This window comes from Candidatus Pelagibacter sp. PS_11, assembly GCF_059417975.1.
Genome location: NZ_CM182075.1, coordinates 46,276 through 67,813 on the forward strand (window position 1 = coordinate 46,276; position 21,538 = coordinate 67,813).

Consider the following 21,538-nt stretch of genomic DNA (forward strand, 5'->3'; position numbering starts at 1 on the left):
ATGACAAAAATTGATCATATCAGAAACTTTGCAATCATTGCGCATATTGATCATGGTAAATCAACAATTGCAGATAGGATAATTCATAGTTGTGGTGGCCTAACTGAAAGAGAAATGAAGGCACAAGTTCTAGACTCAATGGATATTGAGAGAGAAAGAGGCATAACTATTAAAGCTCAAACAGTTAAACTTAATTATAAAGCAAAAGATGGTAAAGAGTACATTCTAAACATAATTGATACTCCAGGACACGTAGATTTTAGCTATGAAGTTAGTAGATCTTTGTATGCATGCGAGGGATCTATTTTAATTGTTGATAGTACCCAAGGAGTAGAGGCTCAAACATTGGCTAATGTTTATCAAGCTTTAGATACCAAGCACGAGATAGTACCTGTACTAAATAAAGTTGATTTACCGGCATCAGACTTAGAAAAAACAAAGAAGCAAATAGAAGAGGTCATAGGTATTGATACTGAAAATGCCATACCTTGCTCTGGAAAAACAGGTGAGGGTATAGAAGATATTCTAGAACAAATTATTGTGTCACTACCAGCTCCAGAAGGAGAAAAAGATGCTGATTTAAAATGCTTATTAGTTGATAGTTGGTATGACACTTACTTAGGAGTGGTTATTCTAGTTAGAGTTATTAATGGAAAAATTTCAAAAAATATGAAGATTAAAATGATGTCTACTGACCAAGAATATATAATTGAAAAAGTAGGTGTATTTACTCCAAAAGCAACTGATGTTAATGAATTAAATGCAGGAGAAATTGGTTTTATAACAACAGGAATAAAAATTTTATCAGAAACAAAAGTGGGAGATACTATTTGTGATGCAACTAAACCACCTCAAGAAGCACTACCTGGATTTAAACCAAGTAAGCCAGTTGTATTTTGTGGTTTGTTTCCTGTTGACAGCTCTGAATACCAAAAATTAAAAGATGGCTTAGGTAAACTTCAATTAAATGATGCTAGTTTTTCATATGAGGCAGAATCTTCATCTGCGTTAGGTCTTGGCTTTAGATGTGGTTTTTTAGGTCTCTTGCATTTAGAAATTATAACTGAAAGATTAGAAAGAGAATTCGATATAAATTTATTAACCACAACACCAGGGGTTGTTTATAAAGTTCATATGAACAAGGGGGACATAATAGAGTTACAAAACCCTTCAAGTTTACCAGAACCTACTCTAATCAAATTTATCGAAGAGCCTTGGATTAAAGCAACAATTATTACACCAGATCAATATTTAGGAGCAATCATAAAGGTTTGCCAAGATAAAAGAGGAGTACAAACAAACTTAAGTTATTCAGGTAATAGAGCGGTTTTAAATTATGAAATTCCTCTAAATGAAGTTGTTTTTGATTTTAATGATAGACTTAAATCAATGACTAGCGGTTATGCAAGTTTTGACTATGAAATTATAGGTCATAGAGAAGGAGATTTAGTAAAATTAGGAATACTTGTTAATGCTGAGTCAGTAGATGCTCTATCAATGATGGTTCATAAAGATTTTGCACAAACTGTTGGAAGAGAGGTATGTGAAAAATTAAAAGATTTAATTCCACGTCATAATTTTATGATTCCAGTACAGGCTGCTATTGGTGGAAAGATTATAGCAAGAGAGACAATTAAAGGATTTAAAAAAGATGTATTAACTAAAATTCATGGTGGGGGTGCCAGAGATCGAAAGAGAAAACTACTAGATAAGCAGAAAAAAGGAAAAGCCAGAGGGAAGCAATTTGGTAAAGTAGAAATCCCTCAGGAAGCCTTCATAGGAGTTCTAAAGATTAATAAAGATAGCTTATGAAAATTTACGATTGTTTTTCATATTGGGATGAGGATTTATTGTTGGATTTGAGACTAAATATCTTAAATGAATATGTAGACTATTTTGTAATAGTTGAAGGAAACAAAACATGGCAGAATAATCCTAAAAAATTGAGATTTAATATAGATAAATTTCCAAATTTTAAAAAAAAAATAATATATGTCCCAGTAGAGGATATGCCAGATGGTGATGATCCTTACCTAAGAGAAAATTTTCAAAGGAATGCTATATTAAGAGGACTTATATCTTCGTCAGAAAATGATTTGGTTATTATTTCAGATTTGGATGAAATACCAAATCCAGATTCAATACAAAAATTTAAAAAAGAAATGCGTTATGCTGCTTTTAAACAAAATCATTATTATTATAAAATAAATTTACAAAGTACAAAAAATCCTTACTGGTATGGAAGTAGAATATGTATTCAAAAGTTTTTGAAATCTCCACAGTGGTTAAGAAATTTAAAATTTAAAAAAAGACCCTTTTGGAGAATTGATAAAATTAGATTAAACAATATTATTGAAAATGGTGGTTGGCATTTTTGTAATTTAAAAAGTGCAGAACAACTTCTTTATAAATATAAAAATTTATGTGAAACAAATGACCCTTACCACTTTAAAGAAAAAATAGACGATAAATATTTAGCATTAGATGAAATAAAAAAAAGAATTAATACTGGTCAAGATATAATTGGAAGAAATGAAATATATAAAGTTAAAACATTAGACAGTTCTTTCCCTAAAAAAATAATTGAAAATAAAGACTTCTTCAAAGAATGGATTATTGATTAAATAAATTTAATATATTTAACTGCATCTTCTGGGTAGCAAAGCAAATTTTCATTAATTGAAAATAATTTATATTCGTTTTCTTCAAGAATTTGAATTAGTGATTCAAAAATTATATTTTTAATATGTATAAACTCTAAAATAATAACTGGTTTCATATTTGTAGTCATTAGAAAGTCAATTATGATTTTACCATCATAGCCTTCGGCATCGACATATAATAAATCTAGTGATTTTAATTGATATTTTGTTATTAAATCTTTCATATTGATTGATGAAACATTTTCACAAACTATATGTCTATTTTTAACACCATGTTTCAATAAGTGCTCTTTATTAAAAGAAGTGATCCCTGGTATGTGGTTATCATAATTTTTAACATATTTTTCATTAACTTTATAAAGGAAAGAGATTTCATCATTTACTGAAATAGCAGAATTTTCAAAAGAAATAAAATCACAATCTTTATAATTTTTCTTTAGCTTTTCATAATTTTCTTTAATTGGCTCAACCAATATACTTTTTGTTTTATGTTTTTTTATATAGCTATTTAATATATCAAAACGGATACCATCATTTGCTCCTATTTGTATTAAGTTACTTATTTTCTTTTCTTCAAATAGTGTATCTAGCAAACTATCAATTTTTAGATATGATTTGTTTGAAATTAGTCTTTCATTTTTTATTATTTCTTTTTCAATAAGCTTGTAACCAATCACCCCTAAAATTTTTTTTAATATTTTATTTTTCATTATAAAATGACAATATACTTTTATATGTTAAAAGTTATATAAAATATAAAATTTACTAAAAAAATTTATATGAAAAATTTAAAAATGTATTGTGTAACCAATAAGGTTATAAATTTTTTAGATAGTACTAATTATAATATAGGTTGGGTAGGACATGAAAATCCTCCTAAAAATTATATTTTATGCAATTCAAAAGATAACATTTTCTCTAAAGAAAAGTATTACTCAGAGCTGACTTTCCAATATTGGTATTGGAAAAATATTATAGATATACAGGAAGACAATTGGATTGGGTTTTGTCAAAAAAGAAGATTTTGGATTAATAAAAATTCTATAAATAATGAAATAGAAAAAAATTCTTTTTCAAATCAAGTGTTACAATCTGTTCCAGACGAGTGGGACGGTTTTGACTCAGTAATTTGTGAACCAATATATGTAAATAATGTAAAAAAGATGAAAATGATAAAAAGAGGCTTTAAGTCTATTATAAAAGATCCCTCAATTTTCTTTAATAAAAAAAAACAATCATTAACTTTTCATTTTGATATGCATCATGGGTATGGCAACCTAAATAAAGCAATTAATCTGTTAAATAAGGAAGATAGAAAAGACTTTTTTGATTATTGTAATGAATCTATTTCATACAACCCTCACATAATGTTTATAGCAAAGCCTAATATAGTTAATACATGGTTTGAGGCCTTATTCCCTTGGCTTTTAAGATGTGAAAAAGAATTTGGATTTAAAAACTTGCAGGGATATGATACACAAAGATTATATGCATATTTAGCTGAACGTTACTTATCTTTTTGGTTTAACAAATATACTAAAACAATACATTGGCCTTGGAAATTTTTTGATACAACTCAAAATTAAATTAAATTCTATTTAATATATTGATAATTTTTTTTACTTTTATAGGAAATTTACTATCAAAATTTAGTGGCACTAATTTTCCACTCTTTTTAGTAAAAGATTTTAGTTTTATAATTTCAACTTTATTCATTTCTAATATTTTTTGTGATTAAAAAAATAAATTTTAAGTTTTCTAAAAAAAAATAATTTTATTTTTTTTATTATACTTTGTTTATATTTCTTTCCATTGGTACCAATAAAACCCTCTATATCTGCATAAATTGGTGTTTTGGATAAACTCATTCCATCCGATACTGCTTTTAATGTAGCACTTGCCACACAATTTTCAAAAATTTTATTTTGTGAGTCATTAGTTTTTTTTGTTTCTGGTAATAAGTAATTTATAAAAAAATTTTTAGTACCCCCATAAATATTAGCATCCGCAAATTTTAGGTTATCAGTAATATTTACATATATGTCTGACTCATTTTTTATAATATCTTTGATTATTGCTTTAAAATTTTTTACGCAATGTCTTCCTGTTATATCTATAAAGTACTTGGTAGTTTTTGCAATTTGTGATTGATCAAATATTTCTTTCAGGCAAAGATATTGCCCATACCCCTTGCCTAGAGATTTATCATATTCATTATTTGAGTTAGAAGAAATAATCTCAATCTCTTTGTTCTTTATATCTTCTGCAACTTCATTAAAATAACTTAAATCAAAATTTGAATTTTCAATAAGTATTATTTTATTAACAAATGCATTGTTAACCCAAAAGTTAAAGGATTTTTTATAGTCTTGAAATCTTATTTCTGGGTTACTTCTCACAAGGTTAGGCATTTGAATAGGATTTACCGTGCATGTTAAAATAATACTAAAATCAAAACTTTTCATAAATATTAATAAATTAACCTTAAAAGATAAGAAATAGAAATATATAATTAAATATAATATATATTTTTATATGGAGAGATGGCTGAGTGGTTTAAAGCGCACGCTTGGAAAGTGTGTGTACTGTTAAAGGTACCCAGGGTTCGAATCCCTGTCTCTCCGCCAGAATAGAGAAGACATTTAAAATCAAGGTTTATTAAGCAATATTGTGTGTATTAATATAATAAATTTCCCTCTTTTTTTTATAAAAATGCTATAATTAATTAAATTTCCAATACAAAAAAAATGAAAAACAACTCAACATATCAAGCAGACTCCATCAAAGTTTTAAAAGGTCTTGAAGCTGTTAGAAAAAGACCTGGAATGTATATTGGTGATACCGATGATGGAACAGGTTTGCATCATATGGTCTATGAGGTTGTTGATAACTCAATAGATGAAGCTTTAGCAGGACACTGTAAAAATATAGATGTTAAAATAAACTCTGACGGAACAATTACAGTTAGAGATGATGGTAGAGGAATACCTGTTGATATGCATAAAGGTGAAAAAATGTCTGCGGCAGAAGTTATTATGACTCAGCTTCATGCTGGAGGAAAATTTGATCATGATTCCTACAAAGTATCGGGTGGTTTACATGGTGTTGGAGTTTCGGTTGTAAATGCATTATCAGAAAAATTAAAATTAGAAATCGATAGAGATGGAAATAGATATTTTATAGAATTTAAAGATGGAGCCTCAAAAGCACCTCTTAAAGTTATAGGAAAATCAAAAGAAACTGGAACACAAATAACTTTTTTACCATCAAAAGAAATATTTTCTTCAATTAAATTTACTCCAAGTATAATTATTAAAAGAATGCGTGAACTTGCATTCTTGAATAAGGGAATAAAAATAACTGTTAACGATTTAAATCAAAAAAAAGAAAAAATAATTGAATTTAAGTTTGATGGAGGAGTTTTAGAATTTGTTGATTTTTTAGACGAAAAAAGAGAAAAACTTGTAAATAAAACCGGTAATGATTTATTTAAGAAGCCTATTTATATTGAAGGAAAAAAAGACAATATTGAAATTGAATGTTCTTTAAAGTGGAATGCAAGTTACGGAGAAGACATCTATCCATATACAAATAACATTTATCAAAAGGATGGTGGTACCCATTTATTAGGATTTAGGAGTGCCCTTACTAGAGTTATCAATAAATACGCTACAGAGCATAATTTATTAAAAAAAAATAAATTAACTATTTCAGGAGACGATATAAAAGAGGGTCTTACTTGTGTAATTTCAGCAAAGATACCTGATCCTAAATTTTCTTCTCAAACAAAAGATAAGCTTGTTTCATCAGAAGTTAGAATGATTGTAGAAAGTATTGTTAGTGAAAAACTTTCAATATGGTTTGATCAAAACCCAACTTTATCTAAGATTATTTTAGCTAAAGTAATGCAGGCAGCTCTAGCAAGAGACGTTGCTAGAAAAGCTAGAGAAAATGTTAGACGTAAAGGTGCTTTAGAATTAAGTGGGTTACCTGGAAAATTAGCAGATTGTCAAATAGGCAAACAAGAAGGAACAGAATTGTTTATTGTTGAGGGAGATTCTGCGGGTGGTTCTGCTAAACAAGGAAGGAATAGGTCAAATCAAGCTGTTTTACCACTTAGAGGTAAAATTCTTAATACCTATGTGGAAGAGATTTTTTTTAAAAAAAATAGCAATAGAGATGGTAGCGAACATAGAACAAAATCTTTATCAAAAATGATGTCATCTAATGAGGTTGTGACTTTAATTAATGCACTTGGCCTTGATCCAAAAGTTGAAGATATTGATTTGAAAGACTTAAGATATGGAAAAATTATCATCATGACTGATGCTGATGTTGATGGTTCTCATATACGAGCGTTGTTACTTACATTCTTTAACAATAAACCATTTAATAAACTAATTGAAAATGGACACGTTTATCTTGCACAGCCACCTTTATTCAAGATCAATAAGGGCACAAAAGGCATTTATATAAAAGATGAAAAAGAGTTAGAAGATTATATTTTAAAGAATAATAAAGAATTACAAAAAATTAAAAAAGGAACAAAAGAATTCACTAAAGCTTATGAAGATGAAAAATCTAGAATGAGCATTCAAAGGTTTAAGGGATTAGGAGAAATGAACCCAGAAGAGCTATGGAATACCACATTGGACCCTGAAACAAGAAATTTATTACAAGTACAATACTCAAAAGATATAAAAAAAGATCAAGATTTAATACACACATTAATGGGTAATGATGTTGCATTAAGAAAAGATTTTATTGTTTCAAATGCAATTAATGTTCAAAATCTAGATATCTAATAATGAAGTTTTTCGAAACTTCTAAATATTTTTCATTAAAAAAATCAACCTATATCAATCTAAGATGGATTGCTATTATTGGCCAACTTATAACAGTTAATATTATTTATTTTGTTTTTGATTTTAGATTTAATCTAATTTTAGAAAATTTGATAATTTTGATTGGAGCGCTAAGTAATCTTTATTTAATCTATATTAATAAAAACACACAACTATCAGATAAAATAGCATTTCTTTTTTTATCTATTGATATTTTACAACTGAGTTGTTTGATTTATTTAACAGGTGGAATTATAAATCCTTTTTCAATTTTTTTGATTATTCCGGCTATATTTTCATCATCTAATTTAGGTTTTAGGAGCAATTTATTGTTAGTTAGCTTCACAGTTTTAGTGATTATTTTTCTTACTTTTTTTAATCAACCTTTGCCCTATCCAATTAAAGAACATTTTCACGTAGACAGCTATTATTACTATTCAATTCCAATCGCATTAATTATTGCTTTAATTTTTTTAAATTATTTTGCTTTAACCTTTGGATCAGAATCTAGAATAAGAAAAGAGGCACTAAATAAAATGGAAGAAATCATGTCAAAAGAACATGAGCTATTATCATTAGGAGGACAGGCTGCTGCCGCTGCACATTCATTAGGTACACCGTTTTCAACAATGAAGATTATCTCCACTGATTTATTGGAGCGATTTAAAGATAATGAAGATGTTAAAAAAGATATTGAGTTATTATCCAGTCAATTAGAGAGATGTAGTGAAATTTTAAAAAAATTAACATTAAACCCAATAATCGAAGATAATTTTATTGATCGTGATTTAACAATGGCAGAATACGTAAGTGAAATAGTCAAGTCATTCCAAGAAGTAAGTAAAAAAGATTTTATTGTAAATTATGATCAAAATTCAAATCCACTAAATATAACTAAATCAATAGAAATTGTTTATGGACTAAGAAATTTTATCGGTAATGCAAATAAGTTTTCTGAAAATAAGATTTTTATTAATATAAAAAGTGATAGTGATTTCACAGAAGTTATGATTGAAGATGATGGAGAGGGATACCCAAAAGATGTTTTGAGTAAAATTGGAGAGCCTTATATTAAATCTTTTAAGTCTTCAATAAAATCTAAATCTGGATTAGGTCTTGGAATTTTTATAGGCAAAACTTTACTTGAAAAAAATTATGCAAATATTTTATGCAGAAATTCCCAAACAAGAAGTGGGGCTGAAGTAAGTATTAAATGGAAAAATGAAGATCTTTTAAAACTTTAATGTAGTTTTTTTTTATTTTCAAATAAGCCACTCAATTGTGAAACCATAACATCTCCAAGTTCATGCACATCTGTTATTTTAATAGCTTTATTGTAATATCTAGAAACATCATGCCCAATACCGATAGCTAAAATTTCAACGTCACTCTTAGTTTCTATAAATTTAACCATTTTTTTTAAATGTTTTTCTAAAAAATCTCCTGAATTAACTGATAAAGTTGAGTCGTCAACTGGGGCACCATCTGAAATAACCATCAGTATTTTCCGTTCTTCTTTTCTTTTTTTAATTCTATTATAGGCCCACGAAATAGCTTCCCCATCAATATTTTCTTTTAATAATCCTTCTTTAAGCATTAAGCCTATATTGTTTTTCGCCTGCCTCCACTGAGTGTCTGCACCTTTATAAATTATATGTCTTAAATCATTTAATCTTCCAGGGTTTTTTGGCTTATCATTTTTAGTCCAAGCTTCTCTGCTTTTACCACCTTTCCAATTTTTTGTTGTAAAGCCTAAAACCTCTACTTTTACAGAGCATCTTTCTAAGGTTCTAGATAATATATCTGCACAAAGTGCAGCAATTGTTATTGGCCGACCTCTCATGGAACCAGAATTGTCTATTAACAAGGTTACGATTGTGTCCTTAAAATCAAGATCTTTTTCTTTCATAAAAGATAAAGAATTATAAGGATCCATAATTATTCTAGTTAATTTTGAGCTATCTAATAAACCTTCTTCTAAGTCAAACTCCCAAGCTCTATTTTGTTTTGCAAGGAGCTGCCTTTGTAGTTTGTTAGCAAGCTTAGTAATTAAATCTTGAAACCCGACAAGTTGTTGGTCTAAATTTTTTCTTAATTTTTGTGTTTCTTTTATATCTTCTAATATTTCAGCTTTTGCAATTTCATCAAATTCTGTGGTGAATACTTTATAATCTTGATCAATATTATCAATATTTGTTTTTTGTAAAACACTTTCTGCACTCTCTTTTAAAGAATCTGAATCTTCTAATTGCTCTTCCATCTGCTGGTCGCTTAGATCAAAGCCAGCATCTAAACTAGTCTGGCTATCATCTTGATTATTTTCTTCCTCTTTGTCATCAGACTGGCCGTCATTATCGTTCTCTGATTTATTATCTTGCTCATTTTCTTGTTCATCGTTTTCTTCATTATTTTCTTCATTATTTGAAGCAAAGACATCCATATTCTCTAAAATTTCTGAAAATTTTAAACTATAATTATTTTGATCTTCCAAATTTTTACTTAAAAAATCAAAATGCTTATCAATAGATTCGTCAAATTCTTTCTTCCAAAAATCTAACATTTTTGTAGACACATCATTGAGCTCTAATTTAAAGAATTTGTTTAACATATATAATTCAAAAGCTTCATTCACAGGAACATCTTCTTTATTTTTTAATTGTTCTTTACGATTAGAAAGTATTTTTTGGTTATAATTTTCACTTAAATTTTTTCCAACTCCTTTAAGCATTTTGCCTCCAAGAAGTTCATACCTGATTTTTTCAGCAATATTATATAAAGATTTACAAGAAGGATTATTAGGTAGGTTTTTATTAAATATTTCTTTATTTGAAAATTTTTTCTTTAAGGCTCCAGAGTCAGTTTCTGCTCTTAGTTTAACAAAATCGTTTTTATTTGATAAATTGGTTACATCAAAAAAATCACTTTTTTTATTACTTAAATCTTTATCTAATTTTTTAACATCTAATTTATAATCTTCAGAAATTACTTTAGCTGTAGAAATTAATGCTTGTTTAAATTGCTCTTTAAAATTGTTTTCTTTTGAGCTCATTTAGATCTGAATATTAACCATCGACTCTGGTAATTCTTCTCCAAAACATCTCTGATAATATTCAGCTATTATATTTTTTTCTATATCGTCACACTTATTCAAAAAAGTGACCCTAAAAGCATAACCTGTGTCTTTGAAAATTTCAGCATTTTCAGCCCAATGAAGTACCGTCCTTGGACTCATTACAGTTGATATATCTCCAGCTATAAAGCCCTTTCTAGTTAAAGATGCAACTTTAATCATGTTAGAGACTTTTTCTTTACCTTTTGGATTGTTTAAATTTTTATTTTTAGCAAGAACGATTTCCATTTCTCTATCAAGACTAAGATAGTTTAAAGATGTTACAATATTCCATCTATCCATCTGCCCTTGGTTAATTTGTTGAGTACCATGGTACAATCCTGTTGTATCCCCTAGACCAACTGTATTTGAAGTCGCAAATAATCTAAAAAATTTATTTTGTTTTATAACTTTATTTTTATCTAAAAGAGTGAAATTACCTTCGGCTTCCAACACCCTTTGAATAACAAACATCACGTCTGGTCTTCCTGCATCATACTCATCAAAAACAAGTGCAACAGGGTTTTGAATGGACCAAGGTAAAATACCTTCTTTAAACTCAGTAATCTGTTTTCCATCTTTTACAACAATTGCATCTTTTCCAATAAGATCAATTCTACTTACATGACTGTCTAAATTCACTCTAATACAAGGCCAGTTTAATCTAGCTGCGATTTGTTCAATGTGAGTAGACTTTCCTGTACCATGATAACCTTGAACCAAGACACGTTTATTAAAAGCAAAACCTGATAAGATAGCAAGGGTAGTATCTCTATCAAACTTATAATTTTTATCTATTTCGGGAACGTATTCACTTCTTTTAGAGAAAGCGTCAACTTCCATATCTGAATCAATTCCAAAGCTTTGCTTTAAAGACATTTTAATGTCTGGCTGTATGTTTAAATTAGGTGTCAATTTTTTCCTTATAAGTATTTTTTAGCTGAGTATAAGCTAAAGTAATTAATTTAAGTTTTTCTTCGTATTCTTTATTTCCCAAATTAATATCAGGGTGAAATTTTTTGACAAGAGTTTTGAACTGATCTTGTATTTGTTCCCATTTTTGGCCAACTGAAACACCTAAAATACTAAAAGCTTTAATATCATTAGCATCAAATTTGAATTGATTCATGTGGTTATATTCACCTCTAAGTTTGGTTTTATCAAACTCATCTTTTAACGTATTGTTCCACAGAACTTTAAAAAAATTATCTGAAGAGCTAAAACTTTGAGTGGGTTTATGCCAGGTCATGTCAGACTTTAAAAAATCAAATACCTGCTCATCATCCATTCCTTTAAAATAATTCCAATTTTTATTAAATTCTTTAACATGAGCTAAGCAAAGCAATCTGTAGCGTTTGCTATTATCTTTTTCAATTGGTGCCTTATATTCACCAGTATCAAAGCAATTATTCCAATCACAAATATTTTTCATGCTGTATAGTAATAAATTATTATTTATGAATATAAACGAATTAATTGAAATTGTTAAAAATAAACTTGAAGCAAAAATTATTATACAAGATCTTAAAATCGAAGATAAAAGTTTTTTACATAAAAATCATAAAGGAAATCAAGAAGGAATGTTCCATCTAAAATTAATTATTAAATCTGAAGAGCTTAAAAAATTAAATAAGATAGAATCAACCAAGAAAATCTATAATATTTTAGAGTATGAGCTGAAAGAACACATACATTCTATCCAAATACTACTTAGTTAATTCTTTTTTTAAAAAGAGATTAATAGTTTTTTCGTTAAACTGTAATTTGTAAACTGGAGAACCTATTCTTTTAAGCAAAACTAGACTAATTTTTTTTGTATTATTTTTTTTATCTTTTTTCATAAAAGATAAAATTGTATTTAAATTTTTTATTGAAAAGAATTTATTAATATCTCTTGGAAGATTTAGGTCATTTAAGTGACCATCAATTAATTCGAATTCTTTTTTATTTAAAATTTTATTTAATAAACTAAATCTAGCAGCAGTTTTAACACCGAGGATAACTGCTTCACCATGATTTAACTTTGCTGAATAGCGCAGTGTTGCTTCAAAGGCATGAGCAAAGGTATGTCCAAAATTTAGTATTTTTCTTATACCTAATTCTTTCTCGTCAGCTTCAACTACTTTTTTTTTAATCAAGCAGCTTTGATGAATAGCTGTTTGTATAAAGGGACTTTTTAATTGGAGAATTTTTTCTCCATTTTTATTTAAAAAGTAAAAAAATTTTTTTCCATTAATAAGTGAGTGTTTTAAAATTTCACCATAGCCACATACAACTTCTCTTTTTGGTAAAGAGTATAAAAAGTTAGTATCTGATATAACTAGACTAGGTTGATAAAATGAGCCAATTAAGTTTTTACCATATTTGGTATTTACACCTGTTTTGCCTCCGATTGATGAGTCGACCTGTGAAAGTAGTGTAGTTGGTATATTTACAAACTTTAAACCTCGCTTAAAAGTGCTTGCTGCAAAGCCTGATACATCACCAGTAATACCACCACCAATAGAAATTAAACAATCATTTCTATTAAAACTTTTTTTTAAAAGAATTGATGTGATTTCATTGACACTTTTTAGATTTTTATTTTTTTCACTCGCATTAAAATAATGAATTGAAACAGATCCTTTTGGTAAAGATTTTAAAGTATCTTTTACTAAATTTTTTGGAATATTTTTGTCAATTACTAGAAGACATTGATTAAAATCAATAGAATTTTCTTTCAAAAATTTATTTATTTTTTTTAAAATATTATTTCCAATAATAATTGAATATTGTTGACTGTTGGTGTTAATTTTTAATTTAATTAAGCTCATATGTTTTTATTATTGTTTTAACTATTTCACTTTTTGTTAATTTATTACAGTTTATTTTAAAATTAGCTTTTGAATATACTTTCTTTCTTTTATTAATAATGGCTTTAATTTCAAGATCCGTTGAATTTGAGGCTAAGGGTCTTTTTTTACTACCTTTAATTCTTTTAATTAAAATTAAATCATCCCAATCGAGCCAAAAAGAAAAATGATTTTTTAAAATATCTTTTCTTATCTTGTCATTAATAAAACTGCCCCCACCTAAAGAAACAACAACTTTTTTATGTTTTAAAGACTTAATAGTTATTTTTTCTTCTAAATTTCTAAAGTATGCCTCGCCATTTAATTTAAATATTTCTGAGATGGTCATACCAGCATGTTCTTCAATTAAATTGTCTATATCAATGAATGGAATATTCAATTTTTTGGAAACCATAGCCCCAATAGAAGATTTGCCTGACCCCATCATACCTAAAAAAACGAGGTTTTTATTTGAATTCATAAGCTTTCTTTATTGAAAAAACACAAATATGTCTTAATTTGAAATTACTAAAGAATATATGCAATTTTCAAAAAACACAAGTAATCGGAGTGGTAAAAGTTTATTAATCAAAATAGTATTTGTGTTAATTATTTTTATTGGAGCCATAGTACTACTTGGTAATATTGAATTTCCATCTCCAAATAAAGAGATTGAAAAAATCATCCCTAATGAAAAATTTAAAATTGTTAAGTAAGAACTATTTTTTAATTATATTATTTTCCTTATTTTTTGGTTTTGCAACCAACTCACAAGAACCAGTGGATATCTGGGAAGTAGGAGAAAAAAAATCTAAAGAAAACATAATCTTAACCGAAGATGAAGCGGAAAAAAATATTCCACAGAATAGTATTTATGAAATGCAATCCCAAACAGAAGGGGAATTAAGTATAGAAGAAACACAAACTTTAATTTCAAAAGAAAAAAAATTAATTGGAATTTATGATCCTGCAGAAAATGGTTTGGATATTAATATGTGGTCTAATTCTAATGGAGATCAAATTTTAAATATCTTTAAAAGAATAGATAAATTGGAACTTTCAAGAGACGCTGCAGAGATTTTGGATGTTTTATTGTTAACAAATGCACATTATCCAGAAATGAATATTTCAAAAGAACAGTTTTTAGAAATTAAATCAAAGTGGCTTATTAAACGCTCAAACTTTGACTTGATTGAAAAATATTTATTAAATAATGAGATTATTAATGAGCATCCAAAACTTACCAAACATTTAGTAGATCATTATTTGTCTCAATCAGATGTTAAAAAAGCTTGTGAAATTTTTTCTAAAATTAATGAACCGATACAAGATTTATATTTATCTAAATTCAACATTTATTGCTTAATTAATAATAATAAAAGAGATGAAGCTCAATTGCTTATCGATCTTCAATTAGAATTAGGCATTGTAGATAAGTTTTTTAATAAAAAAATTGATTATTTAATGGGGTATAATACAGAACCAGCAACAGAAGTTTCAGAAAAAACAATTTTAGATTTCCATTTATCTCACAGAACAAACCCAGAATTTAAATTTGAACCAAAAAATACTACATCCAGGCAAATATGGAAATATCTATCAACTTCAAATCTATTAGATGATATCAGTGATATTGAGCTTACAGATATAGAGAAAATTACGAATATTGAAAAAGCAACACATGAGGGAAATTATGCAGAAAAAGAATTATTTGAACTTTATAAGAGATTTCAATTTAGTATTAATCAATTATTAAATATTAAAGAATCAACAAAAGTACTCTCAAGAATAGAGACAAGAGCGCTAATTTATCAAGGAATTTTAATTACTACTGAAATTGAGAATAAGTTACAGTTAATGAACGCCCTCAAAAATTCTTTCAAGAATGACGGTATTGAAAATGCATTTAATATAGAATTAAAAAATTTTTTAAAAAATATAGAAGAGAACAAGGTGCCTTCAAATTTTACAGCGTTTTATCAAAATAATTTAGGTAATGAGGAGACAGAACAAGCAAATATTAAAATAAATAATAAAATTTTACATCAATCAAAATTAATAAATTATTTAAAATTAGAAAAATCTAAAAATGATCCCACAAAAGATATAAATGATTTCTTAAAAAAGATAAAAAAAGATAAAAAATATTTTTTTTCTAAAAAAGATGTAATTTTAGTTGAGACCTTTAAGTCCGATGGTGTCAAGATTTTAGATAAGTATGATGATTTATACCAAATAAACGATTCAGAAATACCTTCTGATATTCAAATATTTGTTAACAGTGGTGATATGGCTGCTGCATTGCTTAGAATTGTTGAGGTTATAGGGCAGGACAGCTTAAATGCTATTGATGAAGATACATTATACTTTATTATAAGCACACTTAATCAGCTAAATGCGGATCCACTAAGAAATAAAATACTCTTTAAAGTTCTTCCTTTAAAAGTTTAAAATTTATACTAAAATAATCAACCATAATGTCAGTTAAACCAATTTTAACAGAACCAAATAAACTATTAAGGCAGATTTCTAAACCAGTTGAAAATGTTGGTGATGAAGAAAGAAGACTTATGGATGATATGTTGGATACTATGTATGCAGCACCGGGAATAGGTCTTGCAGCAATTCAAATAGGGGTACCAAAAAGAATTATAGTAATGGATATAAGTAGAGATGAAGACAAAAAGGAGCCAAGATATTTTGTTAATCCAGTAATCAAAAATAAAAATGATATAACGTCAAAATATGAAGAGGGTTGTTTGTCAGTTCCTGATCAGTTTGCTGAAATAGAAAGACCAAATGAATGTGAAGTTGAATATTTAGATTACAATGGGAAAAAACAATTATTAAAAGCAGATGGATTATTGGCAACTTGTATTCAACATGAAATGGATCACTTAGAAGGAGTTTTATTTATAGACTATTTATCTAAATTAAAAAAATCTATGATAATTAAAAAACTCTCTAAGATTAAGTCGAATAGAATAATCGTTTAAATGACAAGGAAAATTGTCTTCATGGGTACACCATTTTTTGCTGTACCAATTTTAAAATCTTTATATGAAAAAAATTATATAATATCTGCTGCGTATACACAGCCACCAAAAAAATCTCAAAGAGGTCAAAAAATAAATAAGTCGCCAATACAAATTGTAGCAGAAGATTATAATATGGATTGTAGAACACCAGACACATTAAAAGCAAATAAAGAAGAATATGAATATTTAAAACAACTAGATTTAGATTTGGTAATTGTTGTGGCCTATGGTCAAATAATACCCAAAGAATATTTAAATCTTGCCAAAAAAGGTTTTATAAATATTCACGCTTCCCTTCTGCCAAAGTGGAGAGGTGCTGCACCCATTCAAAGGTCTATTATGAATTTAGAGAAAGAAACAGGAATTAGTATTATGAAAATAGGAGAAAAACTTGATACTGGTCCAGTTGGCAATAGTTATAGAATAAAAATTAAAAATAGTGATAATGCAGAAACAATATCAACTAAACTTTCAATTTTAGCTTCAGAAAAAATCATAGAAAATGTAGAAAATATATTTGAAGATAAATTAACATTTAAAGAACAAGATGAGACAAACGCAACCTATGCTTCTAAAATTGAAAAATTAGAGGGTGAAATTAAGTGGAATGATAATGCAGAAAGCATTATTGGAAAAATAAACGGATTATACCCAAGCCCTGGGGCCTTTTTTATTTTTAAAGATGAAAGATACAAAATTTTAAAAGCAGAATTAGGAAATAAAAGTGGTGAGATAGGTGAAGTAATGTCCAGAGATTTAGAAATTAGCTGCGGTAACCAAAAATCTATCAAAATTCTTGAAATTCAAAGACAAGGAAAAAAGCCCCAAAATATTAATGAATTTGTTCTTGGTTCTCAAATTACAAAAGGCTCAAGAATAACAAATGTTTAGATATCAAGTCTTAATAGAATATATAGGAACTAATTTTGTTGGTTGGCAAATACAATCTAAAGGAAAATCAATTCAAAAAGAAATACAAGTCAAGTTATCAAAATTTTTAAAAGAAAAAGTGGTTTTGATAGGATCTGGAAGAACAGACGCAGGCGTTCATGCAATAGAGCAGTCAGCTCATTTTGATTGCAAAAAAGAAATTCAAAATTTAGATAAGTTATTAAAATCAATTAATCATTTTATAAATGATAAAGGTATTTCTGTTTTAGCAATTAAAAAAAGAAGTCTAAAATTTCATGCACGACATTCTGCCAAACAAAGAATTTATAAATATATAATTTTTAATAGATTAAGTAAGCCTTCTCTTGAAAAAGAAAGAGGTTGGCACATAATCAAAAAATTAGATATTGAGTTAATGAAAAAAGGGGCAAAAAAACTTTTAGGTACTAAAGATTTTTCTACTTTTAGAGCATCAAGCTGTAATGCAAAAAGTCCAATTAAAACTATGAAATCTGTTAAGATTAAATCAAAAGATGGAAGAATTGAAATACAATTTAAATCACAATCATTCTTACAACAGCAAGTACGATCAATGGTAGGTAGTTTAAAATACTTAGCTGAAAATAAATGGGATTTAAAAAAATTTGAATTTGTTATTAAATCAAAAAAAAGAATTCTTTGTGCACCACCAGCACCTGCTGAGGGATTATTCTTAGAAAAAGTTATTTACTAGTTTTTTGTCGGCCAATACTAAATTTTTTATTAATTCTCCATCTAGATTCTGCTCTAACAATATAACCACAACAATTTTTTGACTTACATTTGCATGGAAATTGTTTGTAATCTTCATCATAACCAAAACCATAATCGGCTGTAATTTCTTCACCTTTTTTAATATCTTTTATAGCAACCACCCATAACTTTAAACCTGTCCCGTTATAATCGCAATTATTAGAACATGAGTGATTTATTAAACGTGCTGTGTTCCAAGAAACATCTCCATCCAAGTCATATTTTTTATTCAAATTAAATAAATATATGGGCTTTGCATTATCAAACTTTTGTGATTCTTCTGTTTGTTTCTTAGTGATAATTTTACCCACATAATCAATAATTCTAGTACCTTTTTTGATATCTTTTGCAGCATATAGGCCACGACCTTTTTTATCGATGTCAGATTTTTTAATTTTGTAAAGTTTCATTGTGAGTTCTTTAATGCGTATTGAGAAATTATCAATTAAATTCTAGTAAAGCTTTTACATGCATCTCAGTGCTTTCTTGAAGTGCTTGTAGATCGTATCCACCTTCTAAAATTGACACTACTTTTCCATCACAATATTGTTTTGATAACTCGAGTGTTCTTTTGGTAATACTATAAAAATCTTTTGACTCTAATTGAAGTTGTGCCAATGGATCATCTTTATGAGCATCAAACCCTGCAGAAAGTAAGATAAATTCAGGTTTAAACTCTTTAATTTTATTAAGTACAAATTCATAAGCATTTAAATACTCTTCAGAAGTTGTTCCTGCTGGTAAAGGAATATTTAATATATTGTTATGTTTTCCTTTTTCATCTTTAGTGCCTGAGCCTGGGTAATAAGGGTATTGATGAGTAGAAATATATAAAACTTTTTCATTATCATAAAAAATATCTTGAGTGCCGTTTCCATGATGCACATCAAAATCAATAATTGCTATTTTTTTAAGTTTATATTTATTTATAAGATAATTGGCTCCAACAGCCACATTATTATAAATGCAAAAACCCATAGCTTTATTTTTCTCTGCATGATGCCCTGGAGGTCTAACGGCACAAAAAGCATTTTTAAAATCTTTATTTTGAACACCATCGATAGCTGTTATAATTGAACCTACAGCATCTGAGGTTGCATCCTTACTCCCAGGGGAGACTATTGTATCTCCATCTAAAAAAGATAATCCTTTTTCAGGAAAAGATATTTCTACAAAATTTATATAATCCGAATTATGAGTTATTTCTAAAAGTGATCGGTCAAATTTTGAAGGTTTTTTCCAAACTAAATCTTTATTATCTAACTTTTTAAAGTTATCGATAACTACTGTAACTCTATCAATTTTCTCTGGATGACCGTCGCCTGTATTATGATTTTGATAAGTACCAGAGGTTATTAAACCAGTTTTCATTTAAAATAATTTTCTAAAATATTATAATATATTTTAGTCAATTTTTTTAGATCTGAAATAGACACCGCCTCATCTACTTTGTGCATTGTTTTACCTACTAGACCAAATTCTAAACATGGGGCAATTTTTCTAATAAATCTTGCATCAGAAGTTCCACCGGTTGTAGACAATTGAGGTTTAATTTTTGTAACCTTTTTTATTACATCTTGAATCATATAAGTTGTTTTATTGGGCTTAGTTAAAAAAGCTTCACCTGATACACGGTATTCAACTTTAAAATTAGATTTATCCTTTTTAGTGATTTTTTTGAAAATTTTATTCAATCTATTCTTTAAGCTAGAAGACGTATGTTTATTATTAAATCTTATGTTAAAGGTAGCTCTTGCAAGTCCTGGAATAACATTATCAGCTGTATTATTGATATTAATTTTAGTTACCTCTAAATTTGTAGGCTGAAAATCTTTTGTTCCTTTATCAAATTTTATTTCTTTTATTTCATTTAGTATTTTGATTAATGAAGTCGATGGATTTTTAGCACGATTAGGATATGCAACATGACCTTGAGTTCCAATTATCGTTAATTCAACATTAATACTTCCTCTTCTACCTATTTTAATCATTTCACCAAGTTTATTAGGGTTTGTTGGCTCACCAACTAAGCAAAAATCTATTTTTTCTTTTTTCTTTTTTAAGTAATCAACTACTTTTTTAGTACCATTAATTGCAACACCTTCTTCATCACCAGTAATTAATAAACTAATTGATCCATTAATTTTTTTATTAGTTAATACATAGTTGTTTACAGCAACAACCCAGCTTGCAATTGCACTTTTCATATCATTAGCACCTCTACCAATAAGATGATTTTTTTTAATAGTTGGACTAAAAGGTTTAATCGTCCAATCTTGTATATTTCCGGGAGGCACTACATCCAAATGACCAGCAAACATAAAGTTTGGTTGAGTATTACCCAATCTTGCATATAGGTTTTTAACTGGTTTAGAGTTTTTATCTTTAAACTCTAAAATCTTACATTTAAATCCAATAGTAGTTAATTTTTTAGCTAAGAATTTCATTACCCCAGCATCAATTGGTGTAATGCTTGGAAATCTTATTAGCTCTTTAGCTAATGTGATTTCATTATAAGTTGGCATTTAGTCTCTTAATAAGTCGTTAATAGAAGTTTTAGATCTAGTTTTTTCATCAACTTGTTTAATAATTACTGCACAATATAAAGCAGGACCTTTACCATCTTTACTAGGAATGCTACCTGGAACTATTACTGAGTATGGTGGAATTTTTCCATAGATTACTTCACCAGTTTCTCGATAAACAATTTTTGTAGATTGACCAATAAATACACCCATAGATAATACAGATCCTTCTCCAACAATTACTCCTTCAACTATTTCTGAACGAGCTCCAATAAAGCAATTGTCTTCGATGATAGTAGGGTTAGCTTGCATTGGCTCTAATACACCTCCAATTCCAGCACCACCTGATATGTGACAGTTCTTTCCTATTTGTGCACAAGACCCTACAGAAGCCCAAGTGTCCACCATAGTTCCTTCATCTACATAAGCTCCAATATTTACAAAGCAAGGCATTAGTACTGCATTCTTTCCAATAAAAGATCCTTTTCTAACTGGAGAATTTGGAACCATTCTAAAACCAGCTTTTATATGATCTTCCTTAGTCCAATTTGCTGTTTTACCTTTTAATAAATGAGATTTATCATACCAACTACTATACGGGCCACTTAATGAATCCATATCATGAGTTCTAAAACTTAACATTATTGCTTTTTTAACCCACTGATTAACTACCCACTCATTGCCATTTTTTTCAGCAACTCTTAGCTCACCTTTATCAACAAGTTCGATTGTTTGGTTGATAGCATCTAATATAGATTTATCAGATTGACCATTTATGGAATCTTTATTTTCCCAAGCTGTATTAATAATGCTTTCAAATTCTTTCATAGTTTTATTTTATCTTT

At 27.9% G+C, this 21,538-nt stretch carries 22 protein-coding genes and 1 tRNA gene; 11 read left to right on the plus strand and 12 right to left on the minus strand.

Translation table 11 applies throughout. The features are described 5' to 3' along the window. The gene (gene lepA, locus AC5SLT_RS00205; RefSeq protein WP_494591938.1) at positions 1 to 1,812 is read left to right on the plus strand and encodes a translation elongation factor 4; all 1,812 of its coding nucleotides are present in this window, start codon (positions 1 to 3) and stop codon (positions 1,810 to 1,812) included. Next, positions 1,809 to 2,624: a hypothetical protein gene (locus tag AC5SLT_RS00210; RefSeq protein ID WP_494591940.1), complete on the plus strand. Its 816-nt coding sequence runs from the start codon at positions 1,809 to 1,811 to the stop codon at positions 2,622 to 2,624. The genes lepA and AC5SLT_RS00210 overlap by 4 nt, the downstream gene beginning before the upstream one ends. On the opposite strand, the gene AC5SLT_RS00215 is transcribed toward AC5SLT_RS00210, so the two are convergent. Then, positions 2,621 to 3,373 (minus strand): FkbM family methyltransferase, encoded by a 753-nt coding sequence (locus AC5SLT_RS00215; RefSeq protein ID WP_494591942.1) that lies wholly within the window; start codon positions 3,371 to 3,373, stop codon positions 2,621 to 2,623. The genes AC5SLT_RS00210 and AC5SLT_RS00215 overlap by 4 nt on opposite strands. A gap of 69 nt (positions 3,374 to 3,442) precedes the next feature. Between AC5SLT_RS00215 and AC5SLT_RS00220 the strand changes: the two genes are divergently transcribed. Beyond that, on the plus strand, positions 3,443 to 4,249 hold the full coding sequence (locus tag AC5SLT_RS00220; protein WP_494591944.1) for a DUF4422 domain-containing protein: 807 nt from the start codon (positions 3,443 to 3,445) through the stop codon (positions 4,247 to 4,249). Between the two features lies 1 nt (position 4,250). Here AC5SLT_RS00220 and AC5SLT_RS00225 read toward each other — a convergent pair whose 3' ends face one another. Beyond that, positions 4,251 to 4,379, minus strand: coding sequence for a hypothetical protein (locus AC5SLT_RS00225; protein WP_494591946.1), 129 nt, complete (start codon positions 4,377 to 4,379; stop codon positions 4,251 to 4,253). 2 nt (positions 4,380 to 4,381) lie between these two features. Then, entirely contained in the window at positions 4,382 to 5,128 is a 747-nt protein-coding gene (locus AC5SLT_RS00230; protein WP_494591947.1) for a hypothetical protein, read from the minus strand. Positions 5,129 to 5,200: 72 nt separating this feature from the next. Between AC5SLT_RS00230 and AC5SLT_RS00235 the strand changes: the two genes are divergently transcribed. The 3 genes from AC5SLT_RS00235 to AC5SLT_RS00245 all read left to right on the plus strand — a co-directional run bounded on the left by AC5SLT_RS00235 (position 5,201) and on the right by AC5SLT_RS00245 (position 8,751). Continuing rightward, positions 5,201 to 5,290, plus strand: a tRNA-Ser gene (locus tag AC5SLT_RS00235). Between the two features lie 120 nt (positions 5,291 to 5,410). Next, on the plus strand, positions 5,411 to 7,468 hold the full coding sequence (locus tag AC5SLT_RS00240) for a DNA gyrase subunit B (protein ID WP_494591949.1): 2,058 nt from the start codon (positions 5,411 to 5,413) through the stop codon (positions 7,466 to 7,468). A 2-nt stretch (positions 7,469 to 7,470) separates the two neighbouring features. Further along, positions 7,471 to 8,751, plus strand: a complete 1,281-nt coding sequence (locus tag AC5SLT_RS00245; RefSeq protein WP_494591951.1) for an ActS/PrrB/RegB family redox-sensitive histidine kinase — start codon at positions 7,471 to 7,473, stop codon at positions 8,749 to 8,751. Here the strand turns inward: AC5SLT_RS00245 and AC5SLT_RS00250 are convergent. The 3 genes from AC5SLT_RS00250 to AC5SLT_RS00260 are packed head-to-tail and all read right to left on the minus strand — an operon-like array spanning position 8,748 to position 12,048. Further along, complete coding sequence (locus tag AC5SLT_RS00250; protein WP_494591953.1) at positions 8,748 to 10,556, minus strand: cobaltochelatase CobT-related protein; 1,809 nt, start codon at positions 10,554 to 10,556, stop codon at positions 8,748 to 8,750. The two genes, AC5SLT_RS00245 and AC5SLT_RS00250, sit on opposite strands and share 4 nt — an antisense overlap. Next, a complete protein-coding gene (gene cobS, locus AC5SLT_RS00255; RefSeq protein WP_271741897.1) occupies positions 10,557 to 11,531 on the minus strand; it encodes a cobaltochelatase subunit CobS in 975 nt (324 codons plus the stop codon). It abuts the gene before it with no gap. Continuing rightward, on the minus strand, positions 11,521 to 12,048 hold the full coding sequence (locus AC5SLT_RS00260) for a J domain-containing protein (protein WP_006997453.1): 528 nt from the start codon (positions 12,046 to 12,048) through the stop codon (positions 11,521 to 11,523). Before AC5SLT_RS00260 ends, cobS begins: the two co-directional genes overlap by 11 nt. 25 nt (positions 12,049 to 12,073) lie before the next feature. On the opposite strand from AC5SLT_RS00260, the gene AC5SLT_RS00265 reads away from it, so the two are divergent. Continuing rightward, a complete protein-coding gene (locus AC5SLT_RS00265; RefSeq protein ID WP_271480451.1) occupies positions 12,074 to 12,334 on the plus strand; it encodes a BolA/IbaG family iron-sulfur metabolism protein in 261 nt (86 codons plus the stop codon). Here the strand turns inward: AC5SLT_RS00265 and aroB are convergent. Both aroB and AC5SLT_RS00275 read right to left on the minus strand, forming a co-directional pair. After that, positions 12,323 to 13,429 (minus strand): 3-dehydroquinate synthase, encoded by a 1,107-nt coding sequence (gene aroB, locus AC5SLT_RS00270; RefSeq protein WP_494591954.1) that lies wholly within the window; start codon positions 13,427 to 13,429, stop codon positions 12,323 to 12,325. The genes AC5SLT_RS00265 and aroB overlap by 12 nt on opposite strands. Next, positions 13,416 to 13,928: a shikimate kinase gene (locus AC5SLT_RS00275; RefSeq protein WP_494591956.1), complete on the minus strand. Its 513-nt coding sequence runs from the start codon at positions 13,926 to 13,928 to the stop codon at positions 13,416 to 13,418. Before AC5SLT_RS00275 ends, aroB begins: the two co-directional genes overlap by 14 nt. A gap of 209 nt (positions 13,929 to 14,137) precedes the next feature. On the opposite strand from AC5SLT_RS00275, the gene AC5SLT_RS00280 reads away from it, so the two are divergent. From AC5SLT_RS00280 to truA, 4 genes are read left to right on the plus strand one after another with little or no spacing between them, the layout of a single operon-like run. After that, a complete protein-coding gene (locus AC5SLT_RS00280) occupies positions 14,138 to 15,898 on the plus strand; it encodes a hypothetical protein (protein ID WP_494591958.1) in 1,761 nt (586 codons plus the stop codon). A gap of 26 nt (positions 15,899 to 15,924) precedes the next feature. Further along, entirely contained in the window at positions 15,925 to 16,443 is a 519-nt protein-coding gene (gene def / locus AC5SLT_RS00285) for a peptide deformylase (protein WP_020169025.1), read from the plus strand. Then, on the plus strand, positions 16,444 to 17,376 hold the full coding sequence (gene fmt / locus AC5SLT_RS00290) for a methionyl-tRNA formyltransferase (protein ID WP_494591960.1): 933 nt from the start codon (positions 16,444 to 16,446) through the stop codon (positions 17,374 to 17,376). Next, positions 17,369 to 18,109 (plus strand): tRNA pseudouridine(38-40) synthase TruA, encoded by a 741-nt coding sequence (truA, locus tag AC5SLT_RS00295; RefSeq protein WP_271615766.1) that lies wholly within the window; start codon positions 17,369 to 17,371, stop codon positions 18,107 to 18,109. The genes fmt and truA overlap by 8 nt, the downstream gene beginning before the upstream one ends. On the opposite strand, the gene AC5SLT_RS00300 is transcribed toward truA, so the two are convergent. From AC5SLT_RS00300 to dapD, 4 genes are read right to left on the minus strand one after another with little or no spacing between them, the layout of a single operon-like run. Then, the gene (locus AC5SLT_RS00300; protein WP_006997444.1) at positions 18,099 to 18,578 is read right to left on the minus strand and encodes an SET domain-containing protein; all 480 of its coding nucleotides are present in this window, start codon (positions 18,576 to 18,578) and stop codon (positions 18,099 to 18,101) included. The two genes, truA and AC5SLT_RS00300, sit on opposite strands and share 11 nt — an antisense overlap. A gap of 31 nt (positions 18,579 to 18,609) precedes the next feature. Beyond that, positions 18,610 to 19,539 (minus strand): histone deacetylase family protein, encoded by a 930-nt coding sequence (locus AC5SLT_RS00305; RefSeq protein ID WP_494591962.1) that lies wholly within the window; start codon positions 19,537 to 19,539, stop codon positions 18,610 to 18,612. Beyond that, complete coding sequence (gene dapE / locus AC5SLT_RS00310) at positions 19,536 to 20,693, minus strand: succinyl-diaminopimelate desuccinylase (protein WP_494591964.1); 1,158 nt, start codon at positions 20,691 to 20,693, stop codon at positions 19,536 to 19,538. Before dapE ends, AC5SLT_RS00305 begins: the two co-directional genes overlap by 4 nt. Continuing rightward, entirely contained in the window at positions 20,694 to 21,521 is an 828-nt protein-coding gene (gene dapD / locus AC5SLT_RS00315; protein ID WP_006997441.1) for a 2,3,4,5-tetrahydropyridine-2,6-dicarboxylate N-succinyltransferase, read from the minus strand. Positions 21,522 to 21,538: the final 17 nt, after the last annotated feature.

Bases quoted from the DNA above. Each gene is read 5' to 3' on its own strand.
- lepA (WP_494591938.1), top strand. From the start codon at position 1: ATGACAAAAATTGATCATATCAGAAACTTTGCAATCATTGCGCATATT.
- AC5SLT_RS00210 (WP_494591940.1), top strand. From the start codon at position 1,809: ATGAAAATTTACGATTGTTTTTCATATTGGGATGAGGATTTATTGTTG.
- AC5SLT_RS00215 (WP_494591942.1), bottom strand. From the start codon at position 3,373: ATGAAAAATAAAATATTAAAAAAAATTTTAGGGGTGATTGGTTACAAG.
- AC5SLT_RS00220 (WP_494591944.1), top strand. From the start codon at position 3,443: ATGAAAAATTTAAAAATGTATTGTGTAACCAATAAGGTTATAAATTTT.
- AC5SLT_RS00225 (WP_494591946.1), bottom strand. From the start codon at position 4,379: ATGAATAAAGTTGAAATTATAAAACTAAAATCTTTTACTAAAAAGAGT.
- AC5SLT_RS00230 (WP_494591947.1), bottom strand. From the start codon at position 5,128: ATGAAAAGTTTTGATTTTAGTATTATTTTAACATGCACGGTAAATCCT.
- AC5SLT_RS00240 (WP_494591949.1), top strand. From the start codon at position 5,411: ATGAAAAACAACTCAACATATCAAGCAGACTCCATCAAAGTTTTAAAA.
- AC5SLT_RS00245 (WP_494591951.1), top strand. From the start codon at position 7,471: ATGAAGTTTTTCGAAACTTCTAAATATTTTTCATTAAAAAAATCAACC.
- AC5SLT_RS00250 (WP_494591953.1), bottom strand. From the start codon at position 10,556: ATGAGCTCAAAAGAAAACAATTTTAAAGAGCAATTTAAACAAGCATTA.
- AC5SLT_RS00260 (WP_006997453.1), bottom strand. From the start codon at position 12,048: ATGAAAAATATTTGTGATTGGAATAATTGCTTTGATACTGGTGAATAT.
- AC5SLT_RS00265 (WP_271480451.1), top strand. From the start codon at position 12,074: ATGAATATAAACGAATTAATTGAAATTGTTAAAAATAAACTTGAAGCA.
- aroB (WP_494591954.1), bottom strand. From the start codon at position 13,429: ATGAGCTTAATTAAATTAAAAATTAACACCAACAGTCAACAATATTCA.
- AC5SLT_RS00275 (WP_494591956.1), bottom strand. From the start codon at position 13,928: ATGAATTCAAATAAAAACCTCGTTTTTTTAGGTATGATGGGGTCAGGC.
- AC5SLT_RS00280 (WP_494591958.1), top strand. From the start codon at position 14,138: ATGAAAAATTTAAAATTGTTAAGTAAGAACTATTTTTTAATTATATTA.
- def (WP_020169025.1), top strand. From the start codon at position 15,925: ATGTCAGTTAAACCAATTTTAACAGAACCAAATAAACTATTAAGGCAG.
- fmt (WP_494591960.1), top strand. From the start codon at position 16,444: ATGACAAGGAAAATTGTCTTCATGGGTACACCATTTTTTGCTGTACCA.
- truA (WP_271615766.1), top strand. From the start codon at position 17,369: ATGTTTAGATATCAAGTCTTAATAGAATATATAGGAACTAATTTTGTT.
- AC5SLT_RS00300 (WP_006997444.1), bottom strand. From the start codon at position 18,578: ATGAAACTTTACAAAATTAAAAAATCTGACATCGATAAAAAAGGTCGT.
- AC5SLT_RS00305 (WP_494591962.1), bottom strand. From the start codon at position 19,539: ATGAAAACTGGTTTAATAACCTCTGGTACTTATCAAAATCATAATACA.
- dapE (WP_494591964.1), bottom strand. From the start codon at position 20,693: ATGCCAACTTATAATGAAATCACATTAGCTAAAGAGCTAATAAGATTT.
- dapD (WP_006997441.1), bottom strand. From the start codon at position 21,521: ATGAAAGAATTTGAAAGCATTATTAATACAGCTTGGGAAAATAAAGAT.